Here is a 20,733-nt window from a genome sequence, read left to right as displayed (position 1 = left end):
TGCTTTTCCTTATTTCCCTTTAAAAAAGGTTAACTTCTTTAAAGGAAAAAAGTAGAAGAAAAGACATTGATTTTTGCCATGATTGGCAGCGATAAATCGTGTTTTTCTAAAAGAATAAGAAAGTTTAAATTTCAGGGTGTCTAGCTGCAGGTGTCATCGGCTCGAGGTCGCTTCGGTCCATCAAACGTGTCTAAAAATCAAGACACTAATTGCTGGTCCTCCAGCGCTTGTCGCCGATAAGCAGACACCTTCCGCTTTTCTTGTCTAGCTGCAGCGCCCAGCGTCTAGTGGACTTCGCTCCCCCTCCTTACGATAAGTCAACATCGGATCGCTAGCGCTTCTCCGTGTTTCCTTTATCTCATACGGGAGGGCTCCAGTCCATACGCCGCTAAACGGGCGCTTGCGCTTTTCTAATCAATAGAGGAGGTATTGGAATGACCAGTTTTTGGATTAAGAATGCCCGTTTAGAAAAAAGCTTTATCTATGAAAATGATCAAATTGTTGGTACTGAAACAGAGCTTTGTCACGTGAAAATCGAGGCTGGCAGGATCATAGAAATTACACACACTGCTCCAGAAGCCGCTGAAAATCAGTTTGATGCCAAGGAGCAGCTACTACTCCCTTCATTAAGAGATATGCATATTCACATCGATAAAACTTACTATGGTGGGCCTTGGAAGGCTTGCACACCGATTACAAAAGGAATTTTTACTAGATTAGAAGAGGAAAGAGAGCTTCTACCCAAGCTTTTGCCAACCGCCCAAGAACGCGCTGAAAAAATGATTGAATTGTATTTAAAACATGGTCATACGCATATTCGCACGCACTGCAATATCGATCCAGTGATTGGACTGAAAAACTTAGAGGCTACGGTAAATGCTTTAGAAAAGTACAAAGATGTTCTTACGTATGAAATTGTCGCGTTTCCGCAGCATGGTCTCCTAAGAAGTGACTCCGTGCAGCTGCTCCGCGATGCGATGAAAAATGGAGCAACACGAGTTGGCGGTGTCGACCCAGCGACGGTTGATCGAAACATTGAAAAATCTTTAGCTACGATTTTTGACATTGCCGTTGAAAACAATCGTGGTGTCGACATTCACCTTCATGACCCTGACACTTTAGGTGCATTTACATTTGAGAGAATGGCTTATTATACGAACCAGGCTGGCCTTAAAGGAAAAGCAACGATCAGTCATGCGATTGCTTTAGGTGATCTTCAAGGGGAGGAACTTACTGAAATGGCTGCGATTTTAAAAGATCAAGAGCTGGATATCACGACAACAGTTCCCATTAATCGGGCAACAATTCCGATCCCAACCCTTGATAAATTAGGGCTTCAAGTTTCCGTCGGCCATGACAGTATTACCGATCACTGGTCTCCATTCGGCACAGGAAACACGATCCAAAAGCTTGGAATGCTTGCGGAGAGATTTCGGATGATAGATGAATATTCCTTAGCTTCTGCCTTAAAATACGCCACTGGTGGCATCACGCCATTAAATGAAAAGGGTGAACGAGTTTGGCCAAAAGTTGGCGATGAGGCAACGATGATGTTAGTCAACGCTACATGTTCAGCTGAAGCGATTGCAAGGCGAGCAACAGTTGAGTCTTTATTTTCTAAAGGAAAAAAGGTCGAAAGCAAATTAGCAGAATCGAATTCAGAAAGAGTCTAGTTTTTAAAAAATAAGCAGAGGAGGAATTATAATGTCAACTCCGTATTGGTTAACAAATATTCGATTAGAAACCGGATATCTTCAAGATGAAAAAGGGATTTATTCGACAAAGACCGAGGTATTCCATTTGAAAATCGAAGCTGGAAAAATCATAGAAAAAAAGAATCAAGGCTTTGTCATCCCGCGTGATGAAAAAACGGTTGATGGCAAAGGATTGTTAGCCTTGCCAACTTTTAAGGAAATGCACAATCATTTAGATAAAACCTATCTATCCCTGGACTGGAAAGCGTGTAAGCCAGCGAAAAACTTAAAAGAACGCCTAGAGTATGAAGCGAGGGAGCTGGAAGAATTAGCGCCAACAACAAAGCAACGGGCAAGTAAAATGATCGAACTCATTCTGTCACAGGGCGCCACTCATATTCGCACCCATGTCAATATCGATCCATATATTGGCTTGAAAAATTTAGAAGGTGTGCAAGCGGCGCTCGAGGATTACTCCGATAAGCTGACTTACGAAATTGTGGCCTTCCCGCAGCACGGATTATTAAGAGAACGTGTGATTCCGCTCATGAAAGAAGCGATGCGATCTGGGGCACACATTGTGGGTGGGCTCGATCCAGCTGGAATTGATCATAATATTGAGGGATCACTGGATGAAGTAATGAATCTGGCCACAGAGTTTGACGCGGATATCGATATCCATTTGCATGACGGGGGACATGTGGGATTTTATACGATTGATAAATTAGCAGAATTAGTAGAAGAAGCGAACTGGTACAATCGCGCTGCAGTGAGCCATGCCTTTAGCTTAGGGGAAGTGCCGCTCCCTCAGGCAGAAGCGCTCGCCGACAAATTAAGCAGCCTCGGAATGTCGATTATGTCAACGATTCCAATTACAAAATCTTTGCCGCCAATTGAGCTTTTAGATCGAAAAGGAGTAAATGTCTACTTAGGCTGCGATGGTTTCTATGATTCGTGGGGCCCCTTTGGCACGGGAGATGTTTTAGAAAAAGTAACACGATATGGTGAGCTTTACAGAAAAAGTGACGAACGTTCACTAGCCCAGTCGTTGAAATGGGCGACAGGCGGACCAACGCCATTAAATAAAGACGGTGAAGTAGCATGGCCGCTTGAGGGTGATGCTGCAAATCTAGTTCTTGTCGATGCATCTTGCTCAGCGGAGGCAGTAGCCAGAACGCCAAAACGTGAAGCAGTTATTTTTAAAGGGAAAATGGTAGTAGGAGAATTAGCATAAGGTTTAGTACGGATGCTCAATAATTGGGTCTTCCTTCTAACTAACATAACAAGATCAGGGTCCTACCACCCTATCAACTGCGCCGACAATATTTGATATAAAGAGAAGCCAATATTCTTAAACCGTGGAGGTATTTAAAATGTTGAAAACGGATTTAACGCAAACTTTTTTGGAAGCAGCAGCTAAAGGTGATCTTGAGGAATTGAAAAAACACCTAGAACAAGGGGTCGACATCAATTCTACAAATAAACAAAAGCAGACAGCGATCTTAATTGCTGCTTTAAATAACCATCATACTGCAGTGAAGTTCCTAGTTGATGCAGGGGCTGATATTAATGTCCAAGACCAAACTTGTCTCAATCCTTTTTTATATGGTTGCATTAAAGGAGACGTAGAGCTAGTGAAACTAATGATTCGTGCGGGTGCGGATGTAGAGCTCGTCACTCGGTTTGGCGGTGTCGGGATTACGCCAGCAAGTGAAAAGGGGCACATCGAAGTCGTCCGTGAATTAGTATCGACAACAGACATCAATGTGAATCATACAAATTACTGCGGATGGACTCCCTTGATCGAAGCAATCATCCTGAATGACGGTGGAGAAATACAGCAGGCTATTATTAAATTATTACTTGAGCACGGTGCTGACCCGCAAATGGTTGATCAATATGGTATTACACCACTAGAACTTGCGAGAAGAAAAGGATACACGGAAATTGAAAAAATATTGTTAGAAGCTGGAGCAGTGTGACTATACTACTACCTTTTTAGGAGAAAGCATGGCTCAAATGTAAAACTATAGGTTAAATATATCGAAGTGACATGACTAATTCATCGATAACCCGATCTTCTCAATTCCAGGATGAGCGAGCGGCCAATAGCGATCAGCGATCAAAATTTCAAGACTTGGTCCTCCTTGTGGTACAATATAACAATGAAAAAAAGAATGGTGCCAGGCACCCTTTAGGAGGAAAAGTACCTTGTTATCAATTGAAGAAATTAAAGAAATTATCCCGCATCGTTATCCGTTTCTCCTCATCGATCGAATTTTAGAAGTAGAGGAAGGACAACGCGCCATCGGTCTCAAAAATGTAACCGCAAATGAAGAATTTTTTAATGGCCATTTCCCTGATTATCCTGTAATGCCAGGCGTCCTCATTATTGAAGCATTAGCACAAGTAGGAGCAGTAGCTATTCTAAAAAAAGAAGAAAACCGCGGTAAACTCGCATTCTTTGCTGGCATTGATAACTGCCGTTTTAAAGAGCAAGTCAAACCAGGGGATCAATTACGACTAGAAGTCGAAATTGTCCGCCTCCGTGGTCCAATCGGTAAAGGAAAAGCGACAGCTTCCGTCGACGGAAAAGTCGTTTGTGAAACAGACTTAATGTTTGCATTAAAATAATTGAACCGGTGCCAGGCACCTTTAACGCTTCACGATGTTAAAGGTACCTGGCACCATTTTATTTTTAGAAAACAAAGATTCAAGTAGGAATTTGACGAATTTTATAGAATATTAAAATGAGATGAAAGTCACGGGTAAAAAGCTACTAATGAAAAAGAGAAAGAAGAAAGTAGGGGAAATTCATGATCGTATTCTTAAAAACAGGGAGCCACGTACGATGAAAACCATTTTAGAAAAGTTTTCTAGTGACTATGAAAATGTTTGGCAGCTGTTTAAACACATGAATGATGGAATAATGATCGCCGATAATCAACAGAACATCATCGCTGTAAACCCCTCCTTTGAAAAAATGACAGGGTACACCTTTGATGAAATCGCTCATAAAAACTTAAGGTTTTTACAGTCGGAAAAGACGTCTCGTATCGTATTTCATGATATGTGGGAAAAAATCAATTTAGCTGGCAGTTGGTCGGGAGAGCTTATGAATGAGCGTAAAAATGGAGAACTGTTTTGGTCATACGTATCGATCGCTCATATAAAAAAAGACCGCGAAGAAAACAATTATTTTATAGGAATGATAAGAGATATAACAGATAGAAAAAAAGTGGAAGAGCGAATAACCTACCTTTCGTATCACGATACATTAACGCAACTTCCCAATCGAACATTATTCAAAAAACAGATAAAAGAAGCGATACGTCACGCTAAACATCATGATGAAAAATTTGCTATGTTGTTCCTCGACTTGGATCACTTCAAAAAAGTAAATGATTCTCTTGGCCACCACATCGGGGATCAGCTCCTTCAACATATTGCAAAGAGACTTCAAAAAATCATCGGGACCACTGGAACGGTCAGTCGATTTGGTGGAGATGAATTCACGATCTTACTTCACCCACTACATAATAAAGCCGAAGCCTATGCGATGGTAAAGCAGATTATTCAGTCCTTTCAAACTCCAGTCGATTGTGCTGGTGAGAAAATTTACTCAAATACAAGCATCGGAATTAGTTTTTACCCAGACCATGGATTAGATTTTCACACTTTATTAAAAAATGCAGATAGTGCAATGTATCAGGCAAAACAAGCTGGACGAAGTCAATGTCAAGAATACAATTATTCGATGAATCAAGGATCAAGAGATCGGTTACAGCTAGAAAGGGAGCTAAGGAACGCTGTACAAGAGAAGCAGTTTCAAGTCTATTATCAGCTTCAAGTTGATGTCGAAAAAGGGAAGCCTTATGGGATTGAGGCGCTCATCCGCTGGGCCCATCCGAAAAAGGGCATTTTACCACCAGCAGCCTTTCTTCCTGCTGCAGAAGAAACAGGCCTTATCGTGAAAATTGACGACTGGGTACTGCGCACAGCTTGCCAGCAAACGAAAAAGTGGCATGATGAAGGCTTTAAGGATTTAGTCATCTCGGTCAATATTTCACAAAAACAATTTGATCGATACGACTTTGTTGACAGAGTCAAGCAAATTTTACATGAAACGCAGTTAGACCCTGGCCTGCTCTGTCTTGAAATTACAGAAAATATGGCGATTACTCAAATCGAACAAGCGGTAGAAAAGCTAAATGAATTAAAAAAGATCGGCGTCCAGCTTTCACTGGATGATTTCGGAACTGGCTATTCGTCGCTAAGTCAATTGAAATACTTTCCCATAAATACGTTAAAAATCGATAAATCGTTTCTCCAGCAATCCAGTGAGGACCAAGAAAACCATGCGATTGTCAAACTAATCATTTCGATGGCCAAAAGCTTAAATTTCTCTGTCATATGTGAAGGAGTAGAAACGAAAGAGCAATTGCTCCTCATTCGAAATGAAGGGTGCAATCATGCCCAGGGGTACTTGTTCAGCAAGCCGCTTGATTTTCAAAATTGTGAATCGGTCATGAGAACGATGAAAGAAAATGTGAACATTGTATAACAAACTTAAAGATGTGTTCTATTTTTAAAGATGAAAATCAATTGTGGTAAATTCTATGACAGTTTGTAAGAGTATCGTGATATTGCCAAAAATCCCTGAATTAGGTAGACTCGTAATTCGCTGTTTGCTAAGATTACGTCAGGCTAACAGAAACACACATGTTGTTAGTCAGATTAAAACCATTACGGGGGTTTGATGATTATGAAGAAATTCTTATTAGGTTTAGGTACAGCTGCATTAGCTTTAGGAGTATTAGCTGCTTGTGGAGAAACTCCAGCAGACGAAGAAGCACCAGTAGAGGAAACACCAGTAGAAGAGCCAGCTGAAGGCGAAGAAGGCGCTGAATTAGAGCTTGAAGAAGAAGCAGAATTAGAACTTGAAGAAGATGCAGAGCTAGAGCTTGAAGAAGGTGCTGAGCTTGAAGAAGAGCCAGCTGAAGGCGAAGAAGAAAACCAAGGTTAATCATAACCACACTATTGTGACTAGGGCTGCCACTTGATCGAACAGATCGGTGGCAACCTTTTTTTTATTTGGTGAGCCGTTCGGCGTAGATGTGGAGTGGCGATCTGCGTCGATTGGTGTCGAGAAATCGATAAATAGGCCAAAGTTGAAAATAAAATCGGTGGAGTTAAAAATAAAAGGACTGAAGTTGAAAATAAAATGCGAGAAGTTAAAAATAAATAGACCAAAGTTGAAAATAAGAACTCTAAATTAAACGATAAAATAAGCAAACTTTAAAACAAACAACCGCAACGAAAAAATAACAAAAATAAAATAGAAAAAATAGAGGAAATGTACACCGAGATCTAGAATTCCACTCACGAAAAATTCGAATTGGAGTGATAAAATGATCATAAAAAAGCGGGAAGTGCCTCTAACCATTCAGAAGCTACAAGCATTACAGCGTAGAATCCCCAAACATCATCCAAAGCAGCCAATAATAAGAGAAAAATTAGCAAAAAGGCTCGCTGGATTTAAGGGAGAATCCTCGATTGATTACCCTCTAAGCTTCCTCCCAGAGAAAAACTACTTCATTTTACACGATGTACGGCTGTACGATTCAACGCATCACTTTCAAATGGATAGTTTATTATTGTCTCGACAATTTATATTAATATTAGAGGTGAAAAACTATTCAGGTACTTTATATTTTGACCAAACATTCCACCAGCTTATTCGAACCTTGGACGGTAAGCAGGAAGTCTTTCCAGATCCACTGTTACAGATTCAACGGCAGGAGCAGCAATTGAAAAAGTGGCTGGCGATGAACCGGTTACCGGAAGTTCCGATTATTTCTTTAGTTGTGATTAGTAACCCCTACACCCTTCTTCAATCTTCTTCAGAACACAAAGACCTCTACCAAAAAGTGATCCGCAGTGAATACCTTCCAACGAAAATTAATCAGATTCAGGAAAAATTTCAAGAAGACCAACTTTCAGAGAAAGAACTAAAAAAAGTAATCCGCAGAATTGAAAAACAACATTCTTCTAGTAATCCAGATATACTAGAGCAGTTTGAGCTATCAAAGGATGATTTACTCAAAGGCGTTTTTTGTACCACATGCAATTACCTGCCTGTACAGAGAACTTATGGTACATGGAATTGTCCCGAGTGCTCATGCGAAATCAAAAATGCGCACCTAGCGTCTATAAAAGATTACGAACTCCTAATTGGCCTCAAGTTTACAAACAGCGACATGCGAGAGTTCTTACAAATTACTTCTCCGTCCCTTATGACGAGAATTCTTCAATCAATGGACCTTTCTTATGCAGGGACAAGAAAAAATCGGGTTTATCATTTTGGGAACGAGGAAAAGTAAGAACGTTTTCCAGCAGAAAGCTGGTTCTCAGAAGAAGAGTCGTTTTCGGAAGAAGGGTGATTTTCAGAACAAAGTTCGATTTTAGAAGAAGCACGTTAATTTGATAAGATGTACGTGATTTGCAATGTGTCGGTTTTTGGCAGTTCGTGTCGAGAAATCGATAAATAGACCAAAGTTGAAAATAAAAGGGGTAAAGTTAAAAATAAATAGGCCGAAGTTGAAAATAAAGTGCGAGAAGTTAAAAATAAATAGGCCGAAGTTGAAAATAAAGTGCGAGAAGTTAAAAATAACAGGACTGAAGTTGAAAATAAAAATGCGAGCAGTCGAAAAAAAACGACCTGAAGTTGAAAATAAAAGTAGCGAAGCCGAAAAAAAACGACCTGAAAATGAAAAAAGAGTAGCGAGCCCAGAAAAAAAGCCTAAAATAGTAAAAAAGCGCAGCGAGCCCAGAAAAAAACATAAATATAGAAAAAAAGAGCTCCATGCTCGAAAAGAACATTCCAACTCCCAGCCTACAAATACTGTCTTAAGTTGAAAGTCCCCTTCATTTGCAGCCAAATGAAAGGGAACATTCATACAATCTAATTTAATATTGGGTGGAGTAATCAATTTTGGATGGAGTACTAGAACTCGACCAAGAAAAGTCGAACCCCATACTCGCCACCATCCAACACTCCTTATGGGATTATTAATTCCTGTCCGGCATAGATGGTATCGCTCGTTAAATCATTTGCTTCCTTAATCGCATCGACTGTCGTACCAAAGTTTGTGGCAATTCGCCACAGGGAGTCTCCAGACACGACTGTGTATGTTTGAACTTCTGTTACCGTTTCTTCAAGAGCTACACCTGCAGGCTCCTCATCAGCCGCTACAGCAGCATCCACTCCCGCTACAGCACCCTCACCATCGACAGCGCCTGTAGCATCTTCACCAGCAGTACCTTCTTCATCCACAACACTTTCACCACCAGCAGCATCTCCAGCCTCTGCGGTATCATTAACTGCTGCCGGGTCTTCGCCCATAGCCGCATCCTCACTAACAGGGATCTGCAGCGTTTGTCCGGCATAGATGGTATCGCTCGTTAAACCATTGGCTTCTTTAATAGCTGCAATTGTTGTGTCAAAACGAGTGGCGATCGCCCAGAGACTATCTCCAGCAACAACCTGATAGGACGTGTAACGCACAGTGTCCTGTGCTTGGTCGGGCTCCTGTTCTGGTGCTGCCCCAGAAGTAGTAGCCACTGATACGCTAGTCGGAAGGGTTGTTGCATAGCTATTGAATACCTCTAGATTTCCTTGGCCTAAACTCCAGGTACCGACGCCGCGAATATTGTATTTACTTACAAGCGCAAGTTTTTCCCTCACCGATTGTTCATTTTCAAACCAAATCGTATACGTTCCAGGAGCTAACGTCCGGCCACTGACGACGGTCACTGGATCGCCTTCCCGAATAGTGAACGTAGCTTTAGGTGATTTGCTGGCTTCGTCGAATTCGACCGTAGCGTTGTACCTTTCAATGATTTGATCAACCGCATTATTGGAGATGCCAAGTCCGCCAACTTCCATTCCTTCCATCCAATAGCGGCCGTACTGAGCCAAGCCGACGACAATTTTATCTCGAGAAACATTTTGATCAATCGCATATTGAATCGAGCGCTCCACCCAAGGAAGGCTTGCCACGGGTCCAGGGTCACCGCCTTGGTAGCTTTCATCATAAGCCATGATCATTAAGTAGTCGGCATGCTTCGCTAAGTTCGTATAATCATAGGCCCCGTGCCAGCCTGTGTTCCAGCCGTTTGGATTCGCGGCAACTGCGACCGACACTTCTTTATGGGCAGGGACCTTTTCGCGTAACAACCGGACAAATTCGGTAAAATTACCACGATCCGCAGCTGTAATATTTTCAAGATCGACATTCACACCGTCAAGATCGTATGTTGCGATGGCATCGGCAATTTGCTGTGAAGCGAGCTCCTTGTTGGCCAGCATCGCGCGTCCGACTTCTCGATCCCAGTGGTTACTTAAAAATGGGACGACGCGAATTCCTTGTTCATGCATCGTTTCAATAAAATCGGTATTCAGCTGATAGGTGAGCTTTAAGGTTCCATCTGGATTTACATCGAAAAAGCTTGGTGACACGACATTTACCGAGTGACTCGTTTGATTGACCGTATTAATAAAATGCTGTGTATTGCCAAAATACAAGTACCCAAGATTGGTCACTTCGCTAGCGGAAGCAGGGAGCTTTAATGCTTGCCCAGCTTGGATCGTATCACCCGATAGATTGTTCATGTTACGTAACGCCGAAACGGTCGTATTAAAGCGTTTTGCAATTGTATCCAGTGTGTCGCCGGCTGTAACGATATACGAATAAACCGTAACTGACGTCAATTCGCTAAGATTATCAGCTTGATCGAGCTGTTGAACGGTAATTTTCACATCATCGGTAAACACCAATTGCTCCACAGGGACATGAATGGTAAAAAATCCTTTCGCATTGGCAGTGGCACTTACAGCAATCGGTTCTTCCCGAAGCGGTGCATCTGGATCAGGATTTTCTTGAAGCTCATCTAACCCTTGACGCAGTAGGTTCTCGATAAAAACCGTCACGGTCGCACCAGGCTCCGCAGTTCCAATGACCGTGTATACAGGCTCGCCATTGACATAACTAAATCCGCTTTTTGCAACAACCGTCTCCTCAATAACGGTATCTTTTTCAATTGTCGCCATTTGTACTTCACTCGTGTTTCCAGCAATATCCGTTTGCGTAATCCGTATACTAATCGGCCCATCCTCTAACGTACTTAAGTCAAGAATTGCCCCAAAGGCCCCGTCTCTGACTTCCACTTCTTCTGTTACTTCATTCACACCATCGCTAAAAACAAGGACTACTTTCGTCCCGTCATCTGACCCTGTCGCGATCATCGAAAAAAGATCGACATTGTCTTGGTTAATAAAATCAGGTAAATCCAGCGTGACTTCCCCTGGAGGAATGGTATCTTTAATGAGCGTGGTGACCTCTTGCTTCGCTTCGTTACCGGCCCTGTCTTTAACGGTGAATAACACAGAAATATCGCCATCACCGAGCGTACTTACATCGATTGGGGTTTCAAACCTGCCATCGCTACCTGTGGTTACTTTTTCCGTAATAAAAATAGTACCATCCGTTAGAGTAATCTCTACCGTACTATCTGGCTCTGTTTCACCAGCTAGGAGGTAGTCCGTTTCGTTTCCACTGAAAATAATCCCTTCATTATCAAGGCTAAAATCAGTTGGAGCCACCGTATCCTTCATTAAAGTTTCTGTTACGGCTTCACTTGTGTTGCCTGCCAGGTCCGTTTGCGTGACCTTGAATAAAACTTCTCCGTCATCAAGAGTGGAGACATCGATAGGAATACGATAGCGCCCAGTATCATCTGCTTTTGTTGTAAAAGAAAGAGATTGCTCCAACTCGTTGGTGACCGTAATGACGACGTATGCCCCCGATTCAGCTGATCCTGTGACCTCGTAGTCGGTTTGATTTTTTTCATTAATAAACCCACGATTATTAAAAAGAGGGGCATCCGGGATGGCTGTATCTTTTTCTACCGTTGTTTCTTGAAGGTCACTTGTAATGCCGGCTTTGCTCGTTTGTGTCGCACGAATCGTTATCGCCGTATCCTCTAAAGCTGTCACATCTAACGTAATCGCAAATTCACCATTTTCATCCGTGGTCGTCGTTCCGCGCACCTCAGGATGAACACCGTCCGTTATCATGACTTCTACTGTGGTGCCAGGCCGGGCCTGCCCACTTATGGTATAGTTCGATGCTGTTTCCTGATTGATCACCTCAGGCTGGACAAGGGTAGGAGCGTCTATGGCCGTATCTTTGATCAGAATAGCTTCATGAACACTACTTTTATTTCCATATTGATCGACTGCATGGGCCGTAATCGCTAACGTTCCATCGTTCAAGCCAAGTAAATCGATTACCTCACTAAAATCGCCTTCGTCATTAGCGGTAGTAGTAAATCGAATATCTGGGTTAACCCCATCAGATACCGTCACTTCCACGGTCGCACCAGGCTGTGCAGTCCCGTTAAAGCGGAAGGCATTGGCATTGTCAATAGTAACTGTTTCAGTCGGTTCTAATACAGGTGCTTCGGACACCGTAATTTTTGTCATTTCTGCTTTGTTTATAGCACTCGTATTGCCGTAACGATCTTTACTAAAAGCAGTAAGCGTCACCGTTCCGTCTTTTAAATTTCGGAGATCGATAGTCGCTTCATATGTGCCGCTATCGTTGGCTTTTATCTCTGTTACTACCGCTGGATTCACGCCATCTGAGACACGAACTTCGACGGTTGCATTCGGCTCTGCAGTCCCAGTGACTTCATAGTTTTCAGCTGTCACCCCAGTGATAATCGGATCATGGTCGAGGCTTGGAGCTGCAGCGGTCGTCTTTTTCGTAATGGATTGCTTTGTTTCCTCGCTACTTTTTCCTGCTTGACTCGTTGCAACGGCGGTTACGGTTAAGGTGCCATCCTTTAAGGTCGATAAGTCAAAAACGTGCTCATAAGTACCGTCTTCGTTTGTCGTCACTTGCTTCGTGATCGGGGCATTTTCACCGTCCGAGATCGTTACCGTCACCGTAGCTTCTTTCTCTGCCGTTCCCGAAACTAAATAAGAGGTAGCATTTTGACTAGTCGCCGCTTCTCCTTCGGTAATGACAGGGGCATTTGGTGCCACCGGTGCAGGAGGAGTTTCCGCAGCCACCTCAGTGGGAATAGTAAGCGTCTGCCCGACATAGATCATATCGGAAGTAAGGTTATTCGCCGATTTGATGGCATCGACAGTTGTTCCAAACCGTTTAGCAATGACCGATAAAGTGTCCCCAGAAACGACAGTATAGGAGACAGTTTCTGGTTCGGGTGCCGGTTCCGGAGTAGGTTCCGGCTCTGGTGCGGGTTCAGAAGCCGGAGGTGGTGTCTCGGCTGCCTCTTCCACTGGCGCCTCCGTTTTCTGCGGTATTTGTAAGGTTTGCCCGACATAGATCATATCGGAAGTAAGGTTATTCGCTGATTTGATGGCATCGACAGTTGTTCCAAACCGTTTAGCAATGACCGACAAAGAGTCGCCGGAAACGACGGTATAGGAGACAGTTTCTGGTTCGGGTGCCGGTTCCGGAGTAGGTTCAGCTTCCGGCTCTGGTGCGGGTTCAGAAGCCGGAGGTGGTGTCTCGGCGACTTCATCGGCCGGAGCAGCTGTTTCCTCCACAGTTGGAATCTTTAACGTTTGCCCGACATAGATTGCATCGGAAGTCAGGTTATTGGCTGTTTTAATCGCATCAACGGACGTCCCGAATCGATTGGCGATTTTCCACAAGGTGTCTCCGGAGACGACGGTGTAAGTGATGGTCTCCGGTTCTGGCGCAGGCGTTGTATCCTCTTCCACGGGGGCTTGTGCTTCGATAGGTTCTTCAATTTTTACTTGGTCTGATTTTTGCGGTATTTTTACCTTTTGCCCAACCGAAAGCGCATCACCGGTTAATCCGTTTAACGCGCGAATGTCATCGACGGTGGTGTTATAGCGCTTTGCCAGCAAATAAAGCGTATCGCCAGACGAAACCGTATATGTAAAGTAAGGGAGCTTTACGATTTGCCCTACGAAAAGGCGGTCGTCGGTCATCCCATTGACTTCTTGGATCGCGGTAATAGACACATTGAATTTTTTTGATAGTAAAAATAATGTATCGCCGGATTGCACAACGTACACATCGTACTGTGCCTCCTGCTGAATTTCTGGTGATGTCGATTGTGCACTAGCATCTGTTGTGCCTCCAAAGTAAAAGGAAGCGACAAGGAAAGAGCCTGCCATCACCTTCACGGTTGATACGCGAATATGAGGGAATTGCTCCCTGATTAACTCGCGGACGTGCGTTTGTAACTCACCTCTTTTTTTAGGTGACTGCCCTAATTCGTCTGCAAATTCAGTTAAATGCTCATCTAAATGGACAATGAGTGTATAGCTATTATTTTCATTTACATTCAATTCATATTTACGAAAAAGCTCCATCGAAAATCCCCTCCGAACCATAAAATCTTAATGCTTAGTCTGCCAAATTAATACAAGGAACATGCATCGGTCGGTTTACGATACTAAGCGGTTGATGGCTGAAAGAAGGATTCCATATGGGACAAGCAAGCTGTAGGTCAGAAGGGGGGCGAGCCATGCTCGAAAATGCTCGTAATTTGTCGAGAAATCGATAAATAGGCCAAAGTTGAAAATAAAATAGCAGAAGTTAAAAATAAAATCGCCGATGTTGAAAATAAAACAGCCAAAATTAAAAATAAAATCGCCGATGTTGAAAATAAAACAGCCAAAATTAAAAATAAAATCGTCAAAGTTGAAATTAAACTAACCTGAAGATGGAAAAAGACTATTTGAGAGATCGATCAGCATATTCATATACCCCGAAAAAATAAGGATCAATGTTCATACATTAATTACTAAGTGCAACCGCTGTTCTTATCGCCCATCTCCTGTTATAATAGCTATATTAATAGCATTACATGAAAACGAATTAAATTAAATTATATTCCTAAAGGGGAGTAGCATTTACAATAAAGTCGTCATTACGGGAGGGATCCCCGGCTTTGTTGGCAACCATGTTGTTTGCAAGACCTTTACCAATTAATTTGGTGAGGTCTTTTTTGATGAGAAGGCATTATGACCGAATAATTGGTCTAATGCCTTTATTTATTTTTGCCCCTTTGAAGGGAGTGGTAAGCAATGAAATCATTCGATGAATTAGCGAACAGTATAAAATTTAATAATAGAAAAGAGATATCCGTCTATGAAAAAGATGATGATTTAGAGCTAGTAGGGGTGGGGAGGAGTGCAGCCGTTTTCAAAGTGAAATCAACGAAATTAGCGCTAAAAGTGTTTTTCCCGCAATATACGCATCTCGCAAAGGAAGAAGCTAATATTTATCGAATGCTTCACGGGATCCCATATTACCCTACTCTACATGAAGAGGGCTCGAATTATATAGTTATCGATTATATTGATGGGATGACGCTCTATCGCTGTTTAAATCAAGGGGTAAAAGTTAGTGAGGAAGTTATCAACGAAGTAGATCACGCCATAAAGCTAGCGAAACAGAGAGGACTCAACCCTGCCGATGTGCACTTGAAAAACATTTTTATAACGACTGAAAAAACAGTCATGATTGTCGATGTCGTACGCTTCAAACAAAAGGAGCAATGCCCGAAGTGGAAGGACCTTAAAAAAGCATATTATAAATATTACCGAAGAGGGCTCTTGCCTAAGAAAATGCCCGCTATCCTACTTAATATGATTGGGAATATATATAGGAAAATTAAATAATGAATTGTGTATTTAAAAAGTAACACCCCATAAAACTCTCTGGTCGGAAGGGAGGGGGAGTTACTTTTTCTATTTTTGATAATCACTATTATCTTGTAATTACATCAATTTGTTTCCTCACCTATCACAGGAAGTTTAGTTGCGGATCTCACTTCCATTATTAAAATTATCATTCCTTTTCTTTTATCCCGTTTAATTATTTTCCCTATCTAGCATGGTTTTTCTGAATACTCCTTAATTTCTCCTGTGGTCTCATCTACAAACTTAAGCTCAATCCATCCTCCCAATTTACAATAGATTAATATTGTTTAACATTGGCTTTATATGAGATTAACAATAAAACCGTATAGTAAAAACAAAGGAATACAATACAAACTCAAACAAAACAATAAGGAGGAAGTCAAATGACTTTTTTAAAAAATCGAGGTTTTATTCGTCATTTTATTTTAGGTTTGGGACTACTCAGTTTGACAGCTTGTGGAGCTAATGATGCAAGTAGTGAACAAGCAGTTATCGACTCTAATTCACTTACTTTGGCGGAAATTGAGGAAAAAGCAAAAGAAGAAGGTATCGTACATAGTGTTGGAATGCCTGATACGTGGGCGAACTGGAAAGATACTTGGGAAGATATCAATGAGAAATATGGCATTGATCATACAGATACAGATATGTCGAGTGCTGAAGAAATTGCCAAGATGGAATCAGAAGGTGAGAATGCAACCGCTGATATTGGAGATGTAGGAATTTCTTTTGGTCCAATTGCTAAGGAAAAAGAAATTACCCTTCCTTATAAAACTTCCTATTGGGATGAAATACCGGATTGGGCGAAGGATGACGAGGGCCACTGGATTGTTGGTTATCAAGGAACGATTTCATTTATTGCAGATAAGGACCAAGTAAAGCAAGTGCCTCGTTCATGGCAGGACCTGCTTGAAGGAGATTATATGGTTTCTGTAGGTGATGTTCAAACGGGAACACAAAGTCAAATGGCGGTTTTAGCTGCTGCAATCGCACATGGTGGCGATGAAACGAACCTTCAGCCTGGAATTGATTTCTTTGCAGAACTGGCGAAACAAGGTCGATTAAGCACGGCAAACAACCTTAGTGTTTCAGGTATGGAAACAGGTGAACTTCAGGTTGGGATTATGTGGGATTTCAATTCATTAGGCTATGCAGATCAAGTCGATCGTGAGCGTTATGAAGTGACGATTCCAGAAGAGGGTTCGGTTGTCAGTGGGTATGCAACGATTATAAATAAAAATGCTAAGCAACCTCATGCAGCAATGCTAGCAAGGGAGTACATTTTGAGTGATGAAGGACAAATTAATCTTGCGAAAGGGTATGCCCGTCCTATTCGAGAGTCTGTAAAGCTACCTGAGGAAATAGCAGAAAAAATGGTTCCTACAGAACAATATAAAAATGCCGTTCCAGTCAATGACCATGATGCGTGGGAAAAAACAGCAAAGGAACTTCCACGATTATGGCAGAGTGAGGTTCTCGTCCATGTCAGATAAGTTAATTGTCGTTGTTGTCGATGGAATGCGCTATGACTTAGCGATCGAAAACCTTGGATTTATGGAACATTTGGCAGCGAGCAATCAAGCTACTCGCTGCCGAGTGGTTTCAGAGCTTCCTAGTCTTTCACGACCTCTATATGAGGTGCTATTAACAGGAACACCTAGCTCGTTAAATGGGATTACAAACAATAGTGCTGTCAGGTTATCGGAACAAGAAAGTCTATTTCATTTAACAACAAAGTATGGGTTAGTTAATGCGACGGCATCGTATTACTGGGTAAGTGAATTGTACAACCGTGCACCGTTTCAATTTTTAGAGGATCGTGACCAACGTAATACCAATCGACCGATCCAGAACGGACGATTTTATTGGGAAGATCATTACCCAGATAGTCATTTGTTTTTAGATGGAGAATCATTAAGGCGGCAAGTTGATCCTGATTTCCTCTATATTCATTCCATGAATGTAGATGATGCCGGACATAAATTTGGTAGTGATTCGAAGGAATATCGAGAAAAAATCTTGCGTGTTGATAATCTTCTATCTGAACTGGTGCCACTATGGACAAAGGAAGGCTATCAGGTCGTTATAACGTCTGATCACGGGATGTCAACATGGGGACTGCACGGCGGTACGACAGATGGAGAGCGTATGGTTCCTCTTTATATCCTGAGTGATAAGGTGGCAAAAGGGATACACGATGTCACGATTCCCCAATTGGCGTTTGCACCACTGATGTGTCAATTGCTGAATGTTCCTCCATCGGAAACCATGCAGGAGCTACCACAAAGTTTATCCTGTTTAACAGGTACTAAGACTACTACTTCAAGGCTTTAAGGAAACAAGAAGGGTAACTAAACTTGCGAAAGAACACTGACTAAGAACGTCACTTTCTGTGACAACGTCTGTGTGACCCGGATCCTGTCCGGACTTAGCTACTACACAGTGGGGGGATGAAGGCCCCCACTGAATGAAGTTTTATTTTCTTATCATTTTTCTCAGTTAAACTGTAATCCAAAAGGAGGACGCTTTAGTTGATACGCTCAAAGCTACTTATCTATGTCTGGCTTGTGCCGTTTTTTCTATTAATTAGTGGGTTCTTAGTAGCGCCCCTCGTTAACATGATTGTTGAAAGCTTTAGGTCAACGGATGGGGCCTTTGGTTTCGAACAATTTATGTTGATCTTTAATGACCTATTTTACCTGCAATCGATTAATAACAGTTTGAAGATCTCATTCATTTCAGCCTCGGTCGCGATTATCATCGCTGCGATTAGTGGCTATTCGATTACGAAATTAGCAGGAAGAGGAAATAAATATATGGTGATGATTACAAACATGACCTCTTATTTTGAAGGAATTCCGTTATCCTTTTCTTTTATTATTTTGCTTGGAAATAATGGACTTTTTACGTTACTTTTTTCGCAATTAGGTCTTGATGTTCTGGGGACATTTAACTTGTATTCTTGGATTGGACTCATTATCGTCTACGTTTACTTTCAAGTCCCGTTTGCGATTATGCTGTTGCTTCCAACGTACCAAGGCTTGAATTCAGAATGGCGCTATGCTTCAAACCTATTAGGAGGAAGCTCGCTTCATTACTGGCTACGTATAGGGCTTCCTGTGCTGATCCCAGGTATTTTTGGGACATACACGATCCTTCTGGCTAATTCGCTAGGGGCGTATGCGACTGCTTATGCTTTAGTCGGGTCAACATACAATTTAATCCCACTGCAAATTGGTTCACTGATTGCTGGTGATGTCTTTTTAAATCCGAATCTAGCTAGTGCCTTTGGGGTCATTTTAGCGGCAATTATGCTTTCTGCCCTTTGGTTAAATGAACAAATCATGCGAAAAGTTAGGCGGGATTTAAAATGAGCAAGAATAATAAACATGTCTATATTGTAATAGCATTGGCCATATACCTTTTACTTCCATTAGCGGGCACATTGATCTATTCACTATCCGAAAAGTGGAGCACGACCATTTTGCCAGAATCGTGGACACTCTCTTGGTATGTACAGCTCTTTCAAGATGAACGATTTATCGCCGCATTGTCTCGATCTATCTTTGTTATAGCGGTTGCTGTATTCATCAGTGTAGTTGTTATGCTGATTACGATGTTTGTTGTTTTGCTGTATTTTCCTAAGCAAGAGCAACTGCTAAAAATAATCTCAATGCTCCCATACGGAGTGCCGGCTGTTGCCTCTGCTATTGGACTACTGAATTTATATTCGTCTAGCTCTATTAAAATTGTCGGTACGCCGTGGATCTTGTTTGGCGTCTATGCGATCATCATTATGCCATTTGTATATCAAGGTATTCGTAATAGTATTTATACGATCAATGCAGTCGAGCTCATTCAAGCAGCTGAAATCCTCGGTGCATCTAAATTAAAAGCCATTACCTCTGTTGTCCTTCCGAATATTTCTAAAGGGATTTTAGCAGCGACTTTGTTATCGATTTCGATGCTATTTGGCGAATTTGCTTTAGCCAATTTACTCGTGGGCGGACGGTATGAAACATTGCAAATTTATTTATATCAACAGCTCAGCAAGAACGGTCATTTAACGAGTGCAATTGTAATAACCTATTACACGATCATTATCATCATTACGGGGGTACTCCTAAGCTTTCAATCACAAAAAGGCGGGAACGCACCAAAGAAAAGCTGGGGGATCATTAGAGCAAGACCGGAGCAATCTGTGCAAAAAACAATGGTTGAAGGGGATTTAAAATGAGTTATGTAAATGTGGATTCATTAGTAAAAAAATATGATGACAAAACAGTTCTCGAGCATATTTCACTCTCTATCGATAAGGGTGAATTTGTCACCTTATTAGGTCAAAGTGGTTGCGGAAAAAGTACACTACTACGTGCAATTGCTGGGATTACTAATATAGATGAAGGACAAATCATGGTGAACAACGAAGACATTACCCACCTTCCTTCACGAAAAAGAGGCGTAGGGATGGTTTTTCAATCCTATGCGTTATTTCCAAATATGACGGTCTTTCAAAATATTGCTTACGGCTTAAAAATGAAGAAGCAACGTAATATAGAACCTGAAGTGAAAAAAATGATCGACATGATGGACTTAGGAGGACTTGAAAAACGCTATCCACATGAGCTATCTGGAGGCCAGCAACAACGGGTCGCATTCGCTCGCTCCTTAATTATCCAACCAAGTGTTCTATTGCTCGATGAACCCTTTAGTGCACTTGATGCAAAAATCCGTAAATCACTGCAGGAAGAAGTGAAGAAAATTCAACGAGAGCTCGATATTACAACGATTTTTGTCACACATGATCAAAAGGAAGCGATGATTTTAAGTGATACGATCTATGTGATGAATAAAGGGGCCATTGAACAAGTAGGGACACCAGAAACCATTTATACTCAACCAAAAAATAAATTTGTCGCTGGATTTATCGGTGCCTATAATATCTTTACAAAAACGGAATGGGAGACATGTACAGGAGTGCCAGTAATGACTGATTCTAAGGATATTGCCATCCGTCCAGAGAGTATCATTATGCATACAGGTGGTTCATCATTTGAGAAGGATTCCGATCATTATTTAGTAAAAGGAAAAATCCAAAGGAAAACGATCAACGGAAGTATGATTAGCTATAAAGTAAGTTTAAACAATAAAAATATTGTCGTAGATGAAGTCAATCGAAATCATTTCAGCTATCAAGAAGGGGATCATGTCAAGTTGTCGATTTCAAAGGAGGCGTGTATCCCGCTATAAAACGGTTATGAAAGGTGA

The 20,733-nt window shown here is 41.8% G+C and carries 15 protein-coding genes; 14 read left to right on the top strand and 1 reads right to left on the bottom strand.

The window, feature by feature from the left end:
* Nucleotides 1-434: 434 nt before the first annotated feature.
* The 8 genes from J0N78_RS04310 to J0N78_RS04275 all read left to right on the top strand — a co-directional run bounded on the left by J0N78_RS04310 (nt 435) and on the right by J0N78_RS04275 (nt 8,612).
* A complete protein-coding gene (locus J0N78_RS04310) occupies nt 435-1,673 on the top strand; it encodes an amidohydrolase family protein (RefSeq protein ID WP_209121779.1) in 1,239 nt (412 codons plus the stop codon).
* Between the two features lie 31 nt (nt 1,674-1,704).
* Nucleotides 1,705-2,928, top strand: a complete 1,224-nt coding sequence (locus tag J0N78_RS04305; RefSeq protein WP_209121778.1) for an amidohydrolase family protein — start codon at nt 1,705-1,707, stop codon at nt 2,926-2,928.
* A 139-nt stretch (nt 2,929-3,067) separates the two neighbouring features.
* The gene (locus J0N78_RS04300; RefSeq protein WP_209121777.1) at nt 3,068-3,676 is read left to right on the top strand and encodes an ankyrin repeat domain-containing protein; all 609 of its coding nucleotides are present in this window, start codon (nt 3,068-3,070) and stop codon (nt 3,674-3,676) included.
* Nucleotides 3,677-3,905: 229 nt separating this feature from the next.
* Complete coding sequence (gene fabZ, locus J0N78_RS04295; protein WP_209121776.1) at nt 3,906-4,328, top strand: 3-hydroxyacyl-ACP dehydratase FabZ; 423 nt, start codon at nt 3,906-3,908, stop codon at nt 4,326-4,328.
* Nucleotides 4,329-4,545: 217 nt separating this feature from the next.
* The gene (locus J0N78_RS04290) at nt 4,546-6,258 is read left to right on the top strand and encodes a putative bifunctional diguanylate cyclase/phosphodiesterase (RefSeq protein ID WP_209121775.1); all 1,713 of its coding nucleotides are present in this window, start codon (nt 4,546-4,548) and stop codon (nt 6,256-6,258) included.
* A gap of 201 nt (nt 6,259-6,459) precedes the next feature.
* A complete protein-coding gene (locus tag J0N78_RS04285; RefSeq protein ID WP_209121774.1) occupies nt 6,460-6,720 on the top strand; it encodes a DNA primase in 261 nt (86 codons plus the stop codon).
* 385 nt (nt 6,721-7,105) lie between these two features.
* On the top strand, nt 7,106-8,077 hold the full coding sequence (locus tag J0N78_RS04280; protein ID WP_209121773.1) for a nuclease-related domain-containing protein: 972 nt from the start codon (nt 7,106-7,108) through the stop codon (nt 8,075-8,077).
* A gap of 301 nt (nt 8,078-8,378) precedes the next feature.
* A complete protein-coding gene (locus tag J0N78_RS04275) occupies nt 8,379-8,612 on the top strand; it encodes a hypothetical protein (RefSeq protein WP_209121772.1) in 234 nt (77 codons plus the stop codon).
* A 142-nt stretch (nt 8,613-8,754) separates the two neighbouring features.
* Here J0N78_RS04275 and J0N78_RS25695 read toward each other — a convergent pair whose 3' ends face one another.
* Entirely contained in the window at nt 8,755-14,130 is a 5,376-nt protein-coding gene (locus J0N78_RS25695; protein WP_247747106.1) for a LysM peptidoglycan-binding domain-containing protein, read from the bottom strand.
* Between the two features lie 717 nt (nt 14,131-14,847).
* Here J0N78_RS25695 and J0N78_RS04235 point away from each other — a divergent pair.
* The 6 genes from J0N78_RS04235 (at nt 14,848) to J0N78_RS04210 (ending at nt 20,715) form a co-directional block, all read left to right on the top strand.
* On the top strand, nt 14,848-15,444 hold the full coding sequence (locus J0N78_RS04235; RefSeq protein ID WP_209121771.1) for a protein kinase family protein: 597 nt from the start codon (nt 14,848-14,850) through the stop codon (nt 15,442-15,444).
* A 404-nt stretch (nt 15,445-15,848) separates the two neighbouring features.
* A complete protein-coding gene (locus J0N78_RS04230) occupies nt 15,849-16,958 on the top strand; it encodes an ABC transporter substrate-binding protein (protein WP_209121770.1) in 1,110 nt (369 codons plus the stop codon).
* A complete protein-coding gene (locus J0N78_RS04225; protein ID WP_209121769.1) occupies nt 16,948-17,799 on the top strand; it encodes an alkaline phosphatase family protein in 852 nt (283 codons plus the stop codon). The genes J0N78_RS04230 and J0N78_RS04225 overlap by 11 nt, the downstream gene beginning before the upstream one ends.
* Before the next feature lie 197 nt (nt 17,800-17,996).
* Entirely contained in the window at nt 17,997-18,839 is an 843-nt protein-coding gene (locus J0N78_RS04220; protein ID WP_247747105.1) for an ABC transporter permease, read from the top strand.
* Nucleotides 18,836-19,702 carry an ABC transporter permease gene (locus J0N78_RS04215; RefSeq protein WP_209121768.1) on the top strand — a complete coding sequence of 289 codons (867 nt, stop codon included), beginning with the start codon at nt 18,836-18,838 and terminating at the stop codon, nt 19,700-19,702. The genes J0N78_RS04220 and J0N78_RS04215 overlap by 4 nt, the downstream gene beginning before the upstream one ends.
* Nucleotides 19,699-20,715 carry an ABC transporter ATP-binding protein gene (locus J0N78_RS04210; RefSeq protein ID WP_209121767.1) on the top strand — a complete coding sequence of 339 codons (1,017 nt, stop codon included), beginning with the start codon at nt 19,699-19,701 and terminating at the stop codon, nt 20,713-20,715. Before J0N78_RS04215 ends, J0N78_RS04210 begins: the two co-directional genes overlap by 4 nt.
* The last annotated feature ends 18 nt before the right edge of the window (nt 20,716-20,733 follow it).

Origin of the sequence: Alkalihalobacillus sp. BA299 (assembly GCF_017745675.1) — a bacterium.
Lineage (GTDB): Bacteria > Bacillota > Bacilli > Bacillales > Bacillaceae_F > Alkalihalobacterium.
This window is presented reverse-complemented; position numbering and strand designations above follow the sequence as displayed.